Genomic DNA, 19,053 nt, shown 5'->3' on the forward strand with positions numbered 1-19,053 from the left:
ATGCGATGACCTGTGCTTCATGTCTCACGTTATTTGTCATCTTTTTTCTCATCTTTCTTTTCTGTTTCTTTTTTCTCGTCTTCTTTTTTCTTCTGTTCTTCTTTTTTCGCTTTTTCCTCGGCTGCGGCTTTTTCTTCTGCCGCTTTCTCTTCTGCTTGTTGTTTTTCTTCGTCTGTTTGTGTCTGTTCTTCGCTTGTATCGACTAACGATGTTTCAGAATTAGACTGTTTATTTTCTTGACGTTCTTTTTGCGCTTTTTCAAGCTCACTATTTACTGAGTCAAGTTCTTTTTGTATGTCTTCATCATTTGTATCCTCAGATAAAAGCTGCTGTTTATATTTAGCTAGGGCAAAGTAAATATAATCATTGTATTCAAGCTTACGGCCGATACTGATCGCTTCTTTGTATTCTCCTCTACCATAATCAATCCAATATAAGAAATGCTGAGGGTCTGATTGAAGAGTAACTAAATTATTTTCTATATTTTTGGTTTTTGCACTCCCCAGGTTTTCGACCTCAACATAGGACGTCGCCAGCTGATACTGCACCGATTCAGGCAGGCTTTCCGCATCGTACTTGGACAGTGTGCTGATGACTTCACTGTACTGCTTGTTTAAGAACGCACGGTTGCTGTCCACTATCGCCTGGTGCTTTGGCTGCGCGAAAAATAAGGCGTACATCGAATAAATAAGTGCCGGTACAAGCAAAACAATGAGCCCCAGGCCGATATATCGCTGGATGTTCCACTTCTTTCTCGGGATATGTATGTATGTTTTTGCTTTGGCTTCGAGCTCATCAATATGGGTTTGAATCAGCTCGAGCAAATCATCATAGGATTCAGCATCTAATATCGCCTTTGTCTCTGCGGAGAACGTCAGCGTTTCATTGAATTTCAGGTAGTCTTCAAACGCAAAAGCGCCGTCAACTGCCAAAGCCGCTGCCGCTTTCAGCTCCTGCCATACTCTTTCCTCATCACGCTCGTAAGGAGGAATGCTTTCTTTTACTCCATAATGGAGAAAATAAGGCGTAAGCCCTTTATCGAATACAATGTTTTCAGGAGCGACAATCAAATTCAGCCTCGACAGATTGTGCTGCTGTACGGCTTGAACAAGCTGATAGGCAAACTGCCATTTACTTTTTTTATCCTTAGCTTTCATGAAGCGGAATGCTTTATAGGAGGAGGGAGGTTGGATTGTGATGATTACTTCATCATCCGTCACATCGATTTCTTTATGAAAAAATGGATTTATATCTTTGATCACATTAGCTTCAAGACCGTCGAGAAGCTTTATTTTTTCCCGTTGAAAGGTAAATGTATAGCCGGCATCTGTTTTCTCGGCAACAGCTTCTAATTGGTTTTCTAAATATGATTTTTGTTCACCTGACATTCAACCAGATCCTTTCATAATATTTCAAGCCGGTCTCCGTTTGTAATGCCGCAATCAGACAGCTTGCATTCTCCGGAAAACACCTTATCCTTGTTCACCACTCTGATCCAGTGCCCTTCGCGCGGAGGCATAGATACGCTTTGGGCCTGCCAAGCAATATCAATTACTTTTTTCACCGGGTGGTAATCTGACAATCTGAGATCAAAGACACTGCCGTTATAATGTTTCAAATCTATTGTAATATCAATATACATTTAGGATCACCCTTACATAGAAAGAGCGCCGTCTTCTTTTGAATCAGGCGCTCCTTCCCTTTCATACTGTTATCCGCGGATTTGATTTGCGATGTCTTGGTCAGTAGACTCAAGTGTATTTGCTGTTTGATCAAGCTGCTGATTCACATCTTGAAGCAAATCTGACATTTTGATAAATGAAGGTTTGAGCTGCTCGTATTGATCTGCGAACGCTTCGCTTGAAGCACCTTCCCACATGCTTTTCAAATCAGAGATCATTCGGTTTAAACGATCAACCTGATTTAATACTTCTTGGCTTTCAACGCCGTATTGCTTCGCCATCGCTCTTAGCTCTTCGGGTGTGACACGAATTAATCCTGCCATATTCCTCATTACCTCCTGTGCCATCAGCCTAAATATGGGCTAATTCACTTATTTTTAGAACGTCATTATTATAAAAACAGTTTTTCGGCATAGTCAAACAAATATGTTTTAATTTTACAAAATGAGTCCAATGGTTTACCCCGAATCACTTAAAAATGACATATAATGTAAAGTAAATAGGTTTATTTTCTTAATCTTCTCTTCATTCTCCGAATAATCCAAAAGACCCAAATAACTCTCCAACTCCCAAAAAAAACCTTTCAGAAAATTTGATGCTACAGCACCATTTCTGAAAGGTTCAGTTTTTTCTTTCCTTAATTAGTCTTGCCTCCGATGACTTTCTTAGAAGATTAATAGGATAAGCTGTCGTATTATATGAGGCATACAACTGTCCTGCAAAAAGGCGATTACACCGCCAAATGTATATAGAACGTTTCTCTCATGAAATTGTTTTTTTGCTTCTGTTCTTTGTTGTTGATTTTCACAAACAACAACAATCATAATAAAAGGAAGGGGATGAGATGTCAAAGAGAAATCAAGCACGAAAAGTAGGGAGATTTATGACCATGCCGAATGATCCGTTTAAATATAGTTTTGACAGACTTGAAGATGTGGCTGATCATATCAGCGACGTTCTGCGGTGCCCGATCACCATAGAGGATGTTAACCACAAGCTGCTTGCCTACAGTACACACAGCGACTGCACAGACCCTGCCCGGACGTCTACCATTATTGGCAGAAGGGTACCGGAGAAGGTGATTAACAAGTTGTGGAAAGATGGGACAATTCCAGCTCTCTTAAAAACGGACCAGCCGATCAGAGTCAAGCAAATTGATGAAGTCGGGCTGAGCAATCGCGTCGCTATTTCGATTTGGAAAAACAATCAAGTGCTTGGCTTCATATGGGCGCTTGAGATCCAAAAAACATTGTCCGATGAAGATCTGCTGACATTGCAAATGGCAGCAAAAGCAGTGAAAAACAAGCTTCTCAAACTTCAAATCAGAAAAACGAAAAATGAAGAACGCAGCCAAGAATTTTTCTGGAAAATGCTGACCGGACACATCCATCAGGAGGATGATATGGCGGATGGGTTCCATAAGCTTGGAATGGCCGCTCCTTCAGAGTTTTCCGTTATGATCATCCGCATAAATGGTGAGCTGACTGAAAAAATCGAACAGCAGCTGCAATATTTACAGGAAACGACCCAGCAGGTTTACGTGCTGCTGGCGACCGTAGATTCCAATGAACTTATTATATTAACCTCACCCAAAACAGATCATCCTTTTCAAGATTTAAAACAGTTTGCTTTAAGTACGCAAAAACAGCTGAAGGAGCGGTATAAAATAGAAGACGTTTCTATCGCTTTTGGCGGAATATACAACTCTATTTCTTTTGTCTCCCGCTCCTATCAGGAAGCATTGTCCGTCTTAAAAACGAAGGAACGGTTCGCTGAAGAGACCAAACATCTTTTCAGCTTTTCTGAGTTAGGCATTTATCAATACTTAGATGTTTTAAATGAAAAACGGAAACAGGCGGGCCATTATAATTACTCGCTTTCCAAACTGGAACAATATGACCGGGATCACCAGTCAAATATGGTAGAAACACTAGAGCGCTTTATTGAAGCAGACAGCAACGTGAATACGGCTTCCAAGCTGTTAAATATACACGTTAATACGTTGAATTACCGACTCAAGCGGATCAGCCAGATCGCTGAAATTGATTTGAAAAATGTGAATCAAAAATTCACCATCTATTTAGATATCAAACTTCGGCACATGGATTTGTGAAATTTCACAAATCCATGTTTTTTTATTTTCTTAATCAAACAAAGAATTTTCCAAAATATCAAGCTACACTAAAAATATCACAGATACAGGAGGAGACAGATATGATCATAGGGGTTCCTAAAGAGATAAAAAACAATGAAAACCGTGTCGCATTAACACCCGGGGGCGTTTCTCAGCTCATTTCAAACGGCCACCGGGTGCTGGTTGAAACAGGCGCGGGCCTTGGAAGCGGATTTGAAAATGAAGCCTATGAGTCAGCAGGAGCGGAAATCATTGCTGATCCGAAACAGGTCTGGGACGCCGAAATGGTCATGAAGGTAAAAGAACCGCTGCCGGAAGAATATGTTTATTTCCGCAAAGGACTTGTGCTGTTTACGTACCTTCATTTAGCAGCTGAGCCTGAGCTTGCACAGGCCTTGAAGGATAAAGGAGTAACTGCCATCGCATATGAAACGGTCAGTGAAGGCCGGACATTGCCTCTTCTGACGCCAATGTCAGAGGTTGCGGGCAGAATGGCAGCGCAAATCGGCGCTCAATTCTTAGAAAAGCCTAAAGGCGGAAAAGGCATTCTGCTTGCCGGGGTGCCGGGCGTTTCTCGCGGAAAAGTAACGATTATCGGAGGAGGCGTTGTCGGGACAAACGCGGCGAAAATGGCTGTCGGACTCGGTGCAGATGTGACGATCATTGACTTAAACGCAGACCGCTTGCGCCAGCTTGATGACATCTTCGGCCATCAGATTAAAACGTTAATTTCTAATCCGGTCAATATTGCTGATGCTGTAGCGGAAGCGGATCTCCTCATTTGCGCGGTATTAATTCCGGGTGCTAAAGCTCCGACTCTTGTCACTGAGGAAATGGTAAAACAAATGAAACCTGGTTCAGTCATTGTTGATGTAGCGATCGACCAAGGCGGCATCGTCGAAACTGTCGACCATATCACAACACATGATCAGCCAACATATGAAAAACACGGGGTTGTGCATTATGCTGTAGCGAACATGCCGGGCGCAGTCCCTCGTACGTCAACAATCGCCCTGACTAACGTTACTGTTCCATACGCGCTGCAAATCGCGAACAAAGGGGCAGTAAAAGCGCTCGCAGACAATGCGGCACTGAGAGCGGGTTTAAACACCGCAAACGGACACGTGACCTATGAAGCTGTAGCAAGAGATCTAGGCTATGAGTATGTTCCTGCCGAGAAAGCTTTACAGGATGAATCATCTGTAGCGGGTGCTTAATTCACAATGAGCTTGCAGAAAGATTTCTGCAGGCTTTTTTATTTTTTAAAAGGAAAAAAGAGACCATTTCACGAATTATGACTATGAAGTTGATCATAAAGGAGGATTCATATGGCTGTTCAGCAATATGGCGTGTTAAAAGGCATAGTCTTAGACATGAAGCGGGAAACAGATGATGACAGTCCTCATTTCCAAGTCAAAATGCTCGGTGAAGAGAATACGTATTACAGGTGCGCCATCAATGTGATGTCCAGTTCTGAGGAATCTGAAGTATTGTATTTGGCTGACGATCAGTTTGATTCGGGCTCAATTACCATCCTTCCGAACATGCCGTATGGATATACAAGGATCAATGAAGCAAACCGTGAAGTGGCACTGGATTATGTGCGGGGCAATTTGTTTGACCCGCGGGAAATGAAGCCTTTGCCTCATGAAATCACAGGACCTGATAATGATTTAAATGATTTTATTGAAACCTATATGAAGAAAGCACAAGATGAGAAAGCGCCGGTTTATATATTCGGTTCAAAATTCGGCCCTGAACAGGCTGCAGATAAAATATTCGGCTTTACCCCGACTAACGGAATGCACAATATCCATATGAATCAAGGGAATGCAATGGATACGCGCTGGAAAAAAGACAACGGCTCTTGGCATGACGGGGGTATTCTGATTCAGTTTGCAGATCAGTGGGCCGCTGTGTTTTTAGCGTTTTTATCCCAATCTTGGTGTACCGATGAAAACGGAAACCCGGTCAGAGATTGTGATCATACCCAAACGTCTGCGTAAGATTAGAAAAAGAGACTGCGGCGAGCAGTCTCTTTTTGATACGATTACACATTTTCAACAGTCTTTAGGCTGTTTGGCCTCATATCGCTCCAATGCGATTGGATATAGTCCAAACAAGCTTCACGCCCTTTTTCCTCATGAACGACTGTCCAGCCGCTCGGCACATCTATAAAACCCGGCCATAGGGAATATTGGCCTTCTTCATTGACCAGCACCAAATATGTGCCATCCGCATTTTCAAAAGGATTTGCCATTCTATTTCTCCTCCCTTATTTATTCAACTCTTCCAATTTGACAGCGAGAACCTTGCCGATTTGAGCCAGAGGTTCCGGCTGACATAAATCTTTATGACGGCAGTCGATGTCGATTTGTTCAATCTGTCCGTTAATATAAGGCTTCCAAGAGTCAGGTTCAATCGGATCAAACCATTCAGGAATGATTGTTGATCTGAAAAACAAAACATTTCCACGGAAGGTTTTCGGCTTATAGGAGCCTAAAATGCCGACAGAATTGACATACGTATTCTTCAAATTTAAAATGACCGTTTCATCCAGGCTCGCAAGCGCACTGCCGTCACGGCGAAGAATCTCAATCGCCGCTTCAAAATCTAGCGGTTTGTCCCCTAAGCTGTCTGGATCGTACCCGCCTAACGCCAGAAGGGCAATAAGCGCTTCCTCATCATCCGGTGCCTCTTTTATAGGAAGGAAGTGGTTCGGATAGGCGTCCAGCATCACCAACAGGGATACTTCTTCTCCTTGATTTTGCAGCTGGGTAGCCATCGCTTGAACGACATTCCCGCCCAGGGACCAGCCCAGCAGATGGTACGGGCCTTTTGGCTGGACCGTTCGGATTTGTTTAATGTAATCGGCAGCCATGTCATCAAGTGTTTTCGGAAGCTCCTCGCGCTGCCCGATTCCCCGTGCCTGCAAGCCGTAGATTGGATAATCTGTTCCTATATTGGTCATCAAACCGGCATAGCACCAGCTGAGCCCCCCTGCCGGATGAACACAGAATAAAGGAGGCTTGTCTCCGCTTGTTCGGAGCGGCAGCAGAACGTCAAGAGCGCTTTGGCTTGATCCCATTTCAAGTCTTTCAGCGAGCCCGGCTACAGTAGGTGCTTCGAACAAGTTGCCGATGCTGAGTTCAACGCCGAGCGCTTCACGAATGCGGCTCATGAGCTGTACAGCAAGCAAGGAATGTCCGCCTAAATCAAAGAAACGGTCATCAATGCCGACACGTGGCAAGTGAAGCACCTCCATAAAGAGGTCACAGAGAATTTCTTCCTGCGGCGTTCTCGGTCCTCGTCCTGTCACTGCCGCTGCGAAATCCGGAGCTGGCAGCGCTTTACGATCAAGCTTTCCATTCGGTGTCAGCGGCAATTCTTTCATCGTCACAAAGGCAGCAGGCACCATGTAATCCGGCAGTCTCTCAGCAGCATATCTGCGCAGTTCCGCCGTATCAAATGTTTCTTCCGAAGGGATGACATAAGCTGCTAACCGTTTATCTCCCGGCTGATCCTCACGAACGATCACTGCCGCATCTTCAAGCTGCGGATGCTGAACAAGCGCGGCTTCAATTTCTCCCAATTCAATCCGGAATCCCCGAATTTTCACTTGATGGTCTGCACGGCCGACATAGTCGAGAGAACCGTCAGCGCGGAGGCGGGCCACATCCCCAGTGCGGTACATCCGGGTGCCTGGAGGACCGAACGGATCAGCTATGAAGCGTTCAGATGTTAAACCAGGCCGGCCTAGATAACCTCGTGCTAACCCCGCTCCTGATACATACAGCTCTCCGGCAACACCCGGCGGGACCGGCTGCAGGCGTTCATCCAGCACGTATACACCAAGATCGGGAATGCCGCAGCCGATCAAGCTGTTTGCCCGTAAAGCTGCCATGCTTCGGTCTAATTCGATATAGCTCACATGCACCGTCGTTTCTGTAATACCATACATATTGATAAGCTGCGGTCTATTTTCAGGGTGGCGGTTGTACCAATCCTCTAAACGGCTGAGTTCAAGCGCTTCTCCGCCAAAAATGACATAGCGCAGACTGAGTGCCTGTCCGAGATCCGGCTGTTCCCGTTCCGCCTGCATAAACTGATAGAAAGCAGACGGTGTCTGGTTCAGAACAGTCACCCCCTCTTTGACAAGCAGGCGCAGAAACGCTTCTGGCGATCTGCTGACGTGGTGAGGCACGATTACAAGACGTCCGCCATGCAGCAGAGGACCCCAGATCTCCCACACCGAAAAATCAAACGCATAGGAATGGAACATGGTCCAGATATCATCTGAGCTGAAACGGAACCAGTGCTCGGTCGCTGCAAATAAACGTGTTACATTTTGGTGAGGAATCATCACACCTTTTGGAACACCTGTTGAGCCGGATGTATAAATGACATATGCCGTATTCAAAGGGGAAAGCGGCTGAGTCCTATCCTTATTTTTTGGATTACCTGCAGGGTACGTGTTTAGTTTCTCTGCCAGCTCGGGATCATCCAGCACGATTTTCGGCACGTTTTCAACTGGCGGAATGTGATTTGCAGCTTTAGTGTTCGTCATGATAAACGCAGGCTGTGCATCTTTTAGCATAAAAGCAATTCGATCAGCCGGATAATCCGGATCAAGAGGGAGATAGGCTGCCCCGGCCTTTAGCACCGCCAATAGGCCGACAGCCATTTCCAACGATCGGGGCAGTGCCAATGCCACAAATTGCTCCGGCCCGACACCTTCACTAATCATCATTCGGGCAAGCCGGTTTGCTCTTTCATTCAGCTCTGCATAGCTCAGTTCCTGATTTTCATATACAACGGCAATGGCATCAGGACGTAAAGCAGCCTGCTTCTCAAATTGCTCTGGCAAACATGCGTGCGGAATCTTTTCAGATACACTTTGCCAATCAGTCACCATGCTGCTGTGTTCCTCTGGCGCAAGAATATCCAGATTTCCGATTTGCTCGTCAGGATCAGACTCGGCAGCCTCCAACAGGCGCATCAATCGGTCAGCAAGAGCCTGAGCAGTTTCCCGCTTGAAAAGATCAGTGCTGTATTCAAGCAGTCCTTCCATTCCGTTTGGTGTCCCGTCAGCAAGGCGATCTTCACTAATTTCCAGCGTCAAATCAAACTTGGCAGAACCGACACTGTTGATTCGCAGGCTGCTCTCCATATCAGGAAGATGCAGTTCAGCGTCCGGTGTGTTTTGGAACGCAAGCATGATTTGGAATAAAGGATGCGTCGCACGCGAACGAGCCGGATTGAGCACCTCTACAAGTCTCTCAAACGGCAGATCCTGATTGTCATAGGCAGCCAGATTCACTTCCCGTACTCTGTCTAGAAGCTCACGAAAGCTTGGGTCACCGGACGTATCAGTTCTGAGCACCAATGTATTAATGAACAGCCCTACAAGATCGCCCAGCGCATCATCATTCCGTCCCGCGATCGGACTGCCGATCGGAATGTCGGTGCCCGCCCCGAGCCTTGTCAATAAAGCGGCGAGACCGGATTGAAGCACCATAAACAGGCTCACCCTATTTGCGCGAGCCAGCTCCTGCAATCGCTTGTGAAACTCGGGCTCAATACGAAAATGAATCGTATCTCCATCATGACTCGGCTCAGCCGGACGTGAATAATCGGTTGGCAGTTCAAGCTGATCAGGCAGGTTTTTCAAGGTTTCTTTCCAAAAAGCAAGCTGTCCGGCAATCAAGCTATTTGGATCATCCTCGTTTCCAAGCAGTTCTTGCTGCCAAAGCGCATAGTCTGCATACTGCACAGCAAGAGGCGCCCATTCGGGAGATCGTCCGTGGCAGCGAGCCGCATAAGCTGTCCCAAGGTCTCTGGTCAGCGGTGTTAAGGACCAGCCGTCCCCGACAATATGATGGACGAGAAGAAGCAGCACGTACTCGTCAGGACCGATCACAAAAAGCTCGGCACGAAAAGCAGGTTCAGCTGCAAGATCAAAGCTGTAGCGTACAGCTTCGGCAAGCCGATCAGAAAGCTCCTTCTCAGCAATTTCAGTAACATGTAACTCGGGACAGGCTCGATCGGCATCTAAAATATGCTGATAGGATGTCCCCTGTGATTCAGGGAAGATCGTCCGAAGACTTTCATGACGGCGGACGAGGTCATAAAGTGCCGCTTTCAGCAATCCTTGATCCAACTCACCTGACAAACGGACAGCAACCGGAATATTATAAGTAGGACTCGGTCCTTCCAGACAATGCAGGAACCATAGCCGGCGCTGGGCAAATGAGAGCGGGATCTTTTCAGGCCGCTCAGCTCTCTGCAAAGCGGGACGTGCACTCTGCGCCAAATCAAGATGGGCAGCGAGTCCGGCTACTGTCGGTTCGTCAAAGAGCTTGGCGATACCAAGTTCGGCTCCCATTACCTCGCGAATGCGGCTCATCAGACGGGCTGCAAGAAGAGAATGGCCCCCAAGCTCGAAGAAACTGTCATCGATACCGACGCGTGCCAAACCGAGAACCTCTGCAAACAAGTCACACAATATCTCTTCCTGAGGAGTCCGCGGGGCCCGATCACTGACAGATGTGCTGAAGTCTGGTGCCGGCAGTGCTTTCCGGTCAAGCTTGCCATTAGGTGTTAACGGCAGCTCGTCCATCTCCACAAACGCCGACGGTACCATATAATCAGGAAGACTAGCCCCCATATAACGACGAAGCTCTGCAGTATCAATAGCAGCATCAGCGACTACATAAGCCGCCAATCGTTTGTCTCCCGGCTGATCTTCCCGTACGACAACCGCGGCCTGTTCAATGTGCGGGTGATTGGCAAGCACGGCATCAATTTCTCCAAGTTCAATTCGGAATCCGCGAATTTTGATTTGATGATCCGCCCGCCCGATATAATCCAAAGACCCATCGGCACGCCAGCGGGCCTGGTCTCCGGTCCGATACATCCTAGTTCCCGGCGGTCCGTATGGATCTGCAACGAAGCGCTCCGCCGTTAAATCAGGGCGATGGAAATAACCTCTGGCCAAGCCGGTGCCTGCAATATAAAGCTCTCCGACAACGCCCGGCGGCACCGGCTGCAATCCATTATCAAGCACATACACCTGCGTGTTCCAAATCGGTTTCCCAATCGGAGGAACGCCCTGCAACCCTTCTTCAAGAAAAGCTGCGGCAGACCAAATCGTTGTTTCAGTGGGACCGTATAAGTTCGTGACTGAACAATGAAGGTCTTGAAGCGCCTGCAAAAGACCGCTCGGCAGCGCCTCGCCTCCTACAAGCACTCTAAGCCCCCGAAGTTTCTCAGGTTCACTCGTTACCAAAGCGTGCCACAGTGTCGGTGTCGCCTGCATGATATTAATATCGAAATTTTCAATCATTTGAGCTAATGTCTGCGGCTCACGGATCGTTTCTTTCTTTGCGATCACGATTTGCGCTCCGCTAATCAGCGGAAGATATAACTCTAATGCTGAAATATCAAAAGCGACAGTCGTCACAGCCAACAGCCTGTCTTCTTCTCCTAGAGAAAACGCCTCCTGCATGGACAACAGAAAATTGCTTAAGCTTTTCTGTGTCACAACGACTCCCTTCGGTCTTCCTGTTGATCCTGAGGTATAGATGATATACGCAGGATGGTCAAGAGAAACCGATACATCCGGATTTTCCGGCGAATAGCGTTTTATAATCTCCTGTGTAACAGCCTGATCAAGCACAAGCTCCGGTACAGCCAGGTCATCAGGCAGACTGGCTGCTATTTCCTCAGTCGTTATGATGCATGAAGGTTTCGCATCCTCCAGCATGTAAGAAATGCGGTCGGCTGGAAACTCCGGATCAAGGGGGAGATACGCCGCACCAGTCTTGAGCACACCAAGCATTGAGGCCACCATCTCAGGGGAACGCGGCAGCGCCAAAGCGACAAACTGCTCCGAACCAATCCCTTTTTCGATCAACAGACGCGCGAGGCGGTTTGCCTCTTCATTGAGCTTTCGATAGTTGACTTGAATGTCATCACACATGAGAGCGATACGTTCTGGCGTAAGAACTGCCTGCTTTTCGAACATGTCCTGAAGGCTGACCAGCTTCTCGGATTTTGCCGTCTCATTCCATTTAAAAATGACTTTTTCTTTCTCCTCTGGCAACAGAAGCTCCATTTGCCCAATCAGCATGTCCTCTCCGGCAGAAGCCGTTTGCAGCAGCTGCAAGATACGCTGCTGATGAAGCTTAATATCAGATTCACTGTATACCTCGGGATTCGCATCAACATCAATTCGCAGCCCGCTGCCGTCTGTTCTGTCATATACATTGATTGATAGATCATCAACAGGACCGGCTGAAAGATTATGCGTTGTGCCCCGTGCACCGGCAAAGTCGAGACCGTAATCAAACGGCATGAGATTGATTTGAGGGCCAAATAACCTATGATTTTCTCCTATCAATTTCAGATCGCGCCTAAGCTCTTCATGGCGATACTTATGATGTCGCCGAATACTGCGGATTTCCCGGGAAATTTGCTGAATCAGTTCAGAAAAGCTCATCGAAGAGCTTACCGTCAGCCGGAGCGGGAGAAGGTTCATCACCATAGCCGGTACATTCAGTGATACGGACCCTATCCGACCCATCATGGGCAGGCCGAGCACAACATCCTCAGAGCCGGTCATACGGTGCACATAAACAGCTGACACCGCAATCATGACTTCATGCCAGCTTCCTGAGAAATAGCGCGCCGCTTCTTTTAACGCGTTTACATCAGACGGAGGCAGATATGCCGTATGACGAAGAAAACTGTTAGATGTTCTTGGCGCCCGATCAGCCAAGCTCACAACTTCAGGTGCATCTGCAAAACGGTCCAGCCAGAATTGACGATCCTTCTCATACTGCTCTGATCCGCGATAATCTGTATCCTCCTCCAAAATGGCCTGGAGAGACCCAAAGGAACGGCCTTTAGCTGTTTGTCCTTTTATAAGCGCAGTATATGTACTTGCCACACGCTGGGCTATCAGGGAAAAACCGAAGCCGTCGATCGCTATATGATGAATGCGCTGATACCAAAAGAAACGATCAGGCCCGGCAATAAACAGAGCTTCATTGAACAAAGGGTCATACCCTAAATCAACCGGCTTTGCTAAATCAGCTTTCATCCAGTTTAATGCTGTTTTTTCCGGATCAGGCTCAGAGCTGACGTCAATGACGTGCAGCTGTACATCCGGAGAGGGGTTTATCATCTGCCAAGGCCCGTCCATATTTTCACCGAAGCGGACATGCAGCGATTCCGCTTCCTTGATCACGTGCCGCAAAGCTTCTTCAAAAAGAGCAATATTGATTGGTCCATTGATTTCTATATATTCCGCTGTATTGTAGATTGGATTGTCCGGATCAAGCTGCTGAGCAAACCATATGCCAGTTTGCGCCCCGGTCAAAGAATATTGAAGATCTTTTGTATCAGGCATCCGTTTGTTTACCCTCCTTTTATAAATAATCCGCGTTTGGCAGCACTTGCTGGCTGCGGGTTGTGAGCAATTTCTGCCATTCTTCGATCGTTGGGCGTTCAGCCAATTCCACGAAAGTCACCTCTGCCCCTTCACGGCGCCATTGTTCCACCAATGTCATGATCCTTACCGAATCAAGACCACGATCGAGCAAATCCTCTTGATCTGTGATGTCTTCCGGTGTTTCTTGCAGAAGCTCAGCAATTTGTTTACGGATATTCTCACATGTAAACACATTCTTTTTGCCAGTGTTTGCTGACGTTTTTTGAACGTCTGCCGGCGCATTCTGCAGCTGATCAAGAAGACTGTCAGTCATCACGGTATACGCACAGCGTCCAGCGGCATAGTCCAGCGCCATTTGATGTTTTTCTAATGAAAAATCAGCAACTGCATCTCCCACAAAAAAGGCTTTAATATCCTCCATAAATGCTTCACATGCTGTAACAAGACAGCCGATATGGGCGTAAATTCCTGTAATGATCAGCTGATCGCGTCCCTCTTTGCGCATCATTTCAAGCAGATTCGTTCTCTTAAACGCGCTGTATCTCCATTTTGTCAGCACAAGATCATCATCCTCTGGTGCCAGCTCGGTTATAATTTTCTCCTCATAAGGACCGCTGTTTAATCCCGGGCCCCAAAAGTCTGTCAGCAGCGCACGGTCATCCGGATTTTGGCTTCCCGGCTGTGCGGTATAGACAACAGGAATCCCAAGCTGAACACATTGATTCTTCAGCTTTCGTATATTCGCTGAAAGCTCTGTTACCGGAGACGCTCCCGCTGTGAAAGCATCAACAAAATAGTTTTGCATATCGTGTATTAACAAGACAGCCCGATTCGGATCAGGCACCCATGATACTTTGTTTTGCGGCATATCAGATGCTGTCGGCATTTGATACGGCTGAATGGCAGGTATAGCCATATGAACACTTCCTCTCAAATTGTTGATTTATTTTCTTGACCCTGCAAGAAGTTTCTCGGAAATGGCTTCACGAAGAGCCTTTTTGCTTACCTTTCCTACCCCTGTCTGCGGGAAGGATTCGACAAATTCAACTCGATCAGGGATTTTATATGCCGCCAGTCCGCGCTCTCTCAAAAATGCTTTAAGCTCTGCGGCTTTTGGGGCTTCATCCCGGGGAATAATGAACACACAAGATCTTTCGCCAAGAAATTGATCAGGCATGGAGACCATTGCCGCATCATGGACAGCCGGATGCGCCAGCAGATGATTTTCTACCTCTTCAGCCGCAACCTTTTCTCCTCCACGGTTAATTTGATCCTTCGCCCGGCCTTCAACGACAATATAGCCGTCTCGTGTCAGCCTGACGATATCACCCGTACGGTAAAAACCGTCCTCAGTAAATGAAGCGGCGTTATGCTCTTCTGCCTTATAGTAACCTCGAATTGTATACGGCCCCCGCGTCAGCAGATGGCCTGTTTCACCAGGTTTTACGTCGCGATCATGATCATCCCAAACACGCACTTCATCATATGGAGACATCGGTTTTCCTTGGGTGTTGACAATGATCTCCTCAGGATCATCCAATCTCGTATAATTGACGAGACCCTCTGCCATTCCGAACACCTGCTGCAGCGTGCAGCCGAAAACAGCTTTTACCCTGCGCGCGGCTTCAGCACTAAACTTGGCACCGCCGACCTGCAGCACTTGAAGGCTGGATAAATCATCACGGCGTGAGGATGCCGCATCCATCCATACCATCGCAAGAGGCGGAACAAGAGCGGTTATCGTGACCTTTTCCCGTTCAATTAAAGGAAATGCGTCATCTGGACTTGGAGAAGGAGATAATACCACTCTTCCTCCAGCGTATAATACGCCGAGAACGCCGGGTGAGCTCAGCGGATAATTGTGTGCCATCGGCAGCGCGGCCAAGTACACCGTGCTGTGGTCGAGCCAGCAGACCTCCACACTCCGCTTCAGGCTGTATATGTAGTCATCGTGGGTCCTCGGAATCAGTTTCGATAGCCCGGTGCTCCCGCCAGAAAGCTGGAGGAACGCCACATCCGATGATTTGACTTCAGGCAGTTTTACAGGTTCTGCATGCAAATCCTCCAGCGGTAAAAATTCCTCTGCCTCACCTGCGACAATGATGTTTTTCAAAGTCGGCAGCTTGCTTTGAACCTGTCTGGCAAGCGTACGGTAGTCAAAACCGGAATAAGCGTCGGGAATGATATATGCAGCCGCTTCAGCAAACTCGCAAAAATATGTAATTTCACTGCTTCGATGAGAAGGCAGTGCGAAGACTGGAAGCGCCCCCAGACGGAAAAGCGCGAAAATGACTTCAAAAAACTCTTTGATATTTGGCAGCTGCACCACAACACGATCCATCTGTTGAATGCCGAGCTTTTGAAATCCGGCAGCCAGGCGATCAGCTCTTGTGTCAAGCTCTCGATAGCTCCAATGGGTGTTTCCGTATGTAATGGCAATGCGATCACCATATTTGGCTGCCCGGTCCCTTAACAAATCTCCAAACGTCTCACCGGCCCAGCAGCCGTTCTTTCGATAGGTCTCAGCTAACTCATCAGGCCAAGGCGTAAATCCTTTCAGCATGTTGTATCCCTCCAGCAATTCATTCTGTTCATATGTGATCCACGCCCATTGCCCGCAGCATTGTCCGAAACTTTGCGGACGTCTCCTGAAGCTCGTCCTCAGGCTTTGAACCGGCCACAACACCAGCTCCAGCATACAGGCGGAGTGAGCGTTCTTCTGCTTCTGCACAACGGATGGTCACGATCCATTCTCCGTCACCGGCATCGTCACACCATCCGACCATGCCGGTAAAGAAACCGCGGTCAAATGGTTCAATGCTGAGAATCGCTTCTCTTGCAAGATCAGTCGGTGTTCCGCAGACTGCTGGCGTCGGGTGGAGAGCCGCCGCCAATTCAAGTGCGGTTACAGACGGGTCGGAAAGCTCTCCCTTAATCACGCTGGACAGGTGCCACATCGTTTCCGTTTTGATCAGTGAAGGCTTCTCCGGAACCTCCAGCGTCCGGCAGAAAGGTCTCAGCGCTGCCGCAACCGCGTCAGCGACAACCGCGTGCTCATGAAGATCCTTTGCGGAAGAAAGCAATTCAGCTGCCCGGCGCTGGTCTTCAACAGGATCATTACTGCGCGGCCTTGAGCCGGCTAATGGGTTGGAAACGACCTGTGTTCCCATCCTTGAAACGAGAAGCTCCGGACTTGCTCCGAGCAATGTTCGGCGGGGAGACGTTTCCTCCTGACTGGACACGTCTGCGGCAAACGTGTAGCCATGCGAGTTATGCTGAGCCAGATGGCGAAGCAATTCATCCGTCTGAATCGGTTCAGGCGATGTCAAATGCAGCGATCTGGACAGGACGATTTTGCTGAGTGTTCCATCGGCAATGCGTGTCAGCCCTTGTTCAACACCATTTTTATAATCCTCAGGTTCAGGAACAGGCTTTATGTGGTATGTATGCCCAGCCTGCTGTTCCTTTTCCTCATGATCAAATTGAAGCGGTCCTGACCAGCGCACTTCTTCAGGTACAACGAGCCGCGCTGCTTTTACTTGATCAAAAGGAACGGCCCCGACAACAAGCGGCCGGCTTTGCCCTGATTGTTTTGCCTGACGTAACGCCTCTGCAATTCGGCCAGAAAGGGTTTCCATTTGGTTTTGCCCGTCTGCCTTCGGTACGATTTCACATATGCCTTTCGCTAACAGTACACGATGAGGAGACGCTAAGAAAAAGGCGCCCGGCTGATATTCATGAAGCAAATGCTCCGCTTTTGTTTCTGTTATAACGTTTTGATCCAACATTCTCATGAACCTCCTTTAAATTCAGTTACACGCCTAAGGTCGCGCCGCCATCTACGCATAAGTTATGCATCGTAATATGCCCTGCCTGGCCAGAAACCAAAAAGAGCACCGCATCCGCAATATCCGAAGGCTTGGCTAGTTTTTTGAGCGGAATCCCTGTTTTAAATGTCTCAAGTGATCCTTTTATGACTTGCTCCGCTCCATTCTCGTCGGCCCATAATGACCACTGCATGTCTGTTTCCGTTGATCCGGGAGATACAATGTTGCAGCGAATATTGTATTCTGCAAGCTCAAGGCCAAGGCATTTCGTAAACATCACAGCCGCAGCCTTTGAAGACGCATATGCCGCCATAGATGTTCTTGGTACACCGGCAGCATTCGATCCGACTGTTACAATCGAACCCGATCTTCGGTCCATCATATATTTGCTTACTGAACGCGAGGCGTTAAATACGCCAGTCGAATTCACTGAGAACGTCGCCTCCCATTCCTCATCGCTAAGCGAATGGATCAGTCCCGGGCGAAGGACACCCGCTACATTCACTAAAATATCAATCGGCCCCATTTCACGTTCGATGCGCGCCGTGATCTCATCAATCGCCGCGCTGTCTCTCACATCCGCAGGAAAAGCTTCTGCATGGCGGCCTTCTGCTTTGAGGCTGCTCACAACCTTTTCCAGCTTTTCAGGATTATAATCAACTGCCGCAATATGTGCGCCTTGACTGGCAAGCGTCCGCGCAACAGCTTCGCCTATTCCTTGGGCAGCCCCTGTTATAAAAGCAATGTTTCCCTCTATACTCTTTGCATTCATATCATCAATTCCTTTCTTCGCTCTAAATGCCGAACAGACATCCAGCGAAAAAGACTGCTGCGCCTTGAAAAACGCAATCTATTGATAATGATTATCATTATCAATTATAAAAATAATCATATCCAAATGTCATGTGACAGTCAAATATAATTTCAGTGACAAATATTTTTTTAAAGGCAAGGCTGAGTATGTCTCAGCCCATTGAAAGATGCGGTCCGTCAGGGTGAAGCGCAAAACGCAGCGCCCGGCTGACCAAAACAGGAAGAACTGAAATATGTCCTTCTCCTGAAAACTCGCAAAATTCTGCCCGTATGCCTTGTTCAGATAAAACGGCCAGCCGCTCATAAAGCTCCCTTGCATTATCATTCATCCGGCTTTTATGATGCTGCTCTAATTCTCCTGCGGCAAGCAGGATATTGATAGGCTGATTGTTTTTCTTGGTGAGAGAGACGAAATGGTCCGTTTTCTCGAGAATAAACGGTTTATTCCAATGAATTGACGGACTTCCTGCGATATACGTTTGAAACGCATCGGGCTTTGTTAGCAGCATCTGCAGCACGAAAAGCCCTCCGAGCGAATGGCCAAAGATTGTTTGTCTTTTTTTATCAATCTGGTAATCTCGTTCTATCTCCGGTTTTAAATCCTCTTCAATAAATCTGAAAAAGCCCTCCGCTCCGCCATGCTCCGGCCATTCTCTGCCGTCGGGCCTTTCCGGCAGCTTCGATTGGGCTGTTGGCATTGTAAAATCCCGGTGGCGTGCTGAGGAGAACGGCTCCGCTGTCTCATAGCCAATGCCGACGATCACTGCAGGGATCACCCCGGTTTTTTCGGGTCGGCGTCCCTGTATTCGAACGGCTTCCGTCATCGTTCCGAAGACAGAATTGGCATCCAGCAGATAAATCACAGGATAACCAGCGGGTGGCGGCGGCGTACTAGGTTTCGAGATAAAAATGTGATAGGTACGGTTTTCATTGCGTGAAGACATCATACGCACTTCCGTACCAGGAATCGTAAATGCGTTTGATGTCCCGCCATTTGTCCGGTCTGTTGTTTGCTCTTTCATGCAGTACGACATTCCTCTCCTTAAACTAAACCGCAATGTATGATAATGATTTTCACTATCAACTAGACACCTCAAATAATAGGTTTTCTTCCAAAGAAAGTCAACTTTTTCCCGAATAAAA

13 protein-coding genes are annotated in these 19,053 nt (G+C 47.6%); 3 read left to right on the top strand and 10 right to left on the bottom strand.

Going from position 1 to position 19,053, the window contains the following annotated elements:
• Positions 1-29: 29 nt before the first annotated feature.
• The 3 genes from essB to MHI44_RS06710 all read right to left on the bottom strand — a co-directional run bounded on the left by essB (position 30) and on the right by MHI44_RS06710 (position 2,005).
• The gene (gene essB, locus MHI44_RS06700) at positions 30-1,388 is read right to left on the bottom strand and encodes a type VII secretion protein EssB (protein WP_339203171.1); all 1,359 of its coding nucleotides are present in this window, start codon (positions 1,386-1,388) and stop codon (positions 30-32) included.
• Between the two features lie 14 nt (positions 1,389-1,402).
• Positions 1,403-1,642, bottom strand: a complete 240-nt coding sequence (gene yukD, locus MHI44_RS06705) for an ESX secretion system protein YukD (protein WP_003228763.1) — start codon at positions 1,640-1,642, stop codon at positions 1,403-1,405.
• A 69-nt stretch (positions 1,643-1,711) separates the two neighbouring features.
• Positions 1,712-2,005 (bottom strand): WXG100 family type VII secretion target, encoded by a 294-nt coding sequence (locus MHI44_RS06710; RefSeq protein ID WP_003220661.1) that lies wholly within the window; start codon positions 2,003-2,005, stop codon positions 1,712-1,714.
• Between the two features lie 521 nt (positions 2,006-2,526).
• Here MHI44_RS06710 and adeR point away from each other — a divergent pair.
• The 3 genes from adeR (at position 2,527) to MHI44_RS06725 (ending at position 5,822) form a co-directional block, all read left to right on the top strand.
• A complete protein-coding gene (adeR, locus tag MHI44_RS06715; protein WP_327847218.1) occupies positions 2,527-3,795 on the top strand; it encodes a sporulation transcriptional activator AdeR in 1,269 nt (422 codons plus the stop codon).
• Between the two features lie 101 nt (positions 3,796-3,896).
• Positions 3,897-5,033: an alanine dehydrogenase gene (ald, locus tag MHI44_RS06720; RefSeq protein ID WP_014480718.1), complete on the top strand. Its 1,137-nt coding sequence runs from the start codon at positions 3,897-3,899 to the stop codon at positions 5,031-5,033.
• Positions 5,034-5,144: 111 nt separating this feature from the next.
• The gene (locus tag MHI44_RS06725; protein WP_003228755.1) at positions 5,145-5,822 is read left to right on the top strand and encodes a YukJ family protein; all 678 of its coding nucleotides are present in this window, start codon (positions 5,145-5,147) and stop codon (positions 5,820-5,822) included.
• 44 nt (positions 5,823-5,866) lie between these two features.
• On the opposite strand, the gene MHI44_RS06730 is transcribed toward MHI44_RS06725, so the two are convergent.
• From MHI44_RS06730 to besA, 7 genes are all read right to left on the bottom strand, one after another.
• Entirely contained in the window at positions 5,867-6,076 is a 210-nt protein-coding gene (locus tag MHI44_RS06730) for an MbtH family protein (protein WP_029725880.1), read from the bottom strand.
• A gap of 15 nt (positions 6,077-6,091) precedes the next feature.
• Complete coding sequence (gene dhbF, locus MHI44_RS06735; RefSeq protein WP_339203173.1) at positions 6,092-13,228, bottom strand: non-ribosomal peptide synthetase DhbF; 7,137 nt, start codon at positions 13,226-13,228, stop codon at positions 6,092-6,094.
• Between the two features lie 19 nt (positions 13,229-13,247).
• On the bottom strand, positions 13,248-14,186 hold the full coding sequence (locus tag MHI44_RS06740; protein WP_069322866.1) for an isochorismatase: 939 nt from the start codon (positions 14,184-14,186) through the stop codon (positions 13,248-13,250).
• A gap of 27 nt (positions 14,187-14,213) precedes the next feature.
• Positions 14,214-15,833, bottom strand: a complete 1,620-nt coding sequence (locus MHI44_RS06745; protein ID WP_128738188.1) for a (2,3-dihydroxybenzoyl)adenylate synthase — start codon at positions 15,831-15,833, stop codon at positions 14,214-14,216.
• Positions 15,834-15,861: 28 nt separating this feature from the next.
• Positions 15,862-17,058: an isochorismate synthase DhbC gene (dhbC, locus tag MHI44_RS06750; protein ID WP_049140556.1), complete on the bottom strand. Its 1,197-nt coding sequence runs from the start codon at positions 17,056-17,058 to the stop codon at positions 15,862-15,864.
• 25 nt (positions 17,059-17,083) lie between these two features.
• Entirely contained in the window at positions 17,084-17,869 is a 786-nt protein-coding gene (locus MHI44_RS06755; RefSeq protein WP_160244670.1) for a 2,3-dihydro-2,3-dihydroxybenzoate dehydrogenase, read from the bottom strand.
• 193 nt (positions 17,870-18,062) lie between these two features.
• Entirely contained in the window at positions 18,063-18,932 is an 870-nt protein-coding gene (gene besA, locus MHI44_RS06760) for a ferri-bacillibactin esterase BesA (protein WP_339203178.1), read from the bottom strand.
• Between the last annotated feature and the right edge of the window lie 121 nt (positions 18,933-19,053).

Origin of the sequence: Bacillus sp. FSL K6-1366 (assembly GCF_037976695.1) — a bacterium.
Taxonomy (GTDB): Bacteria; Bacillota; Bacilli; order Bacillales; family Bacillaceae; genus Bacillus; species Bacillus subtilis.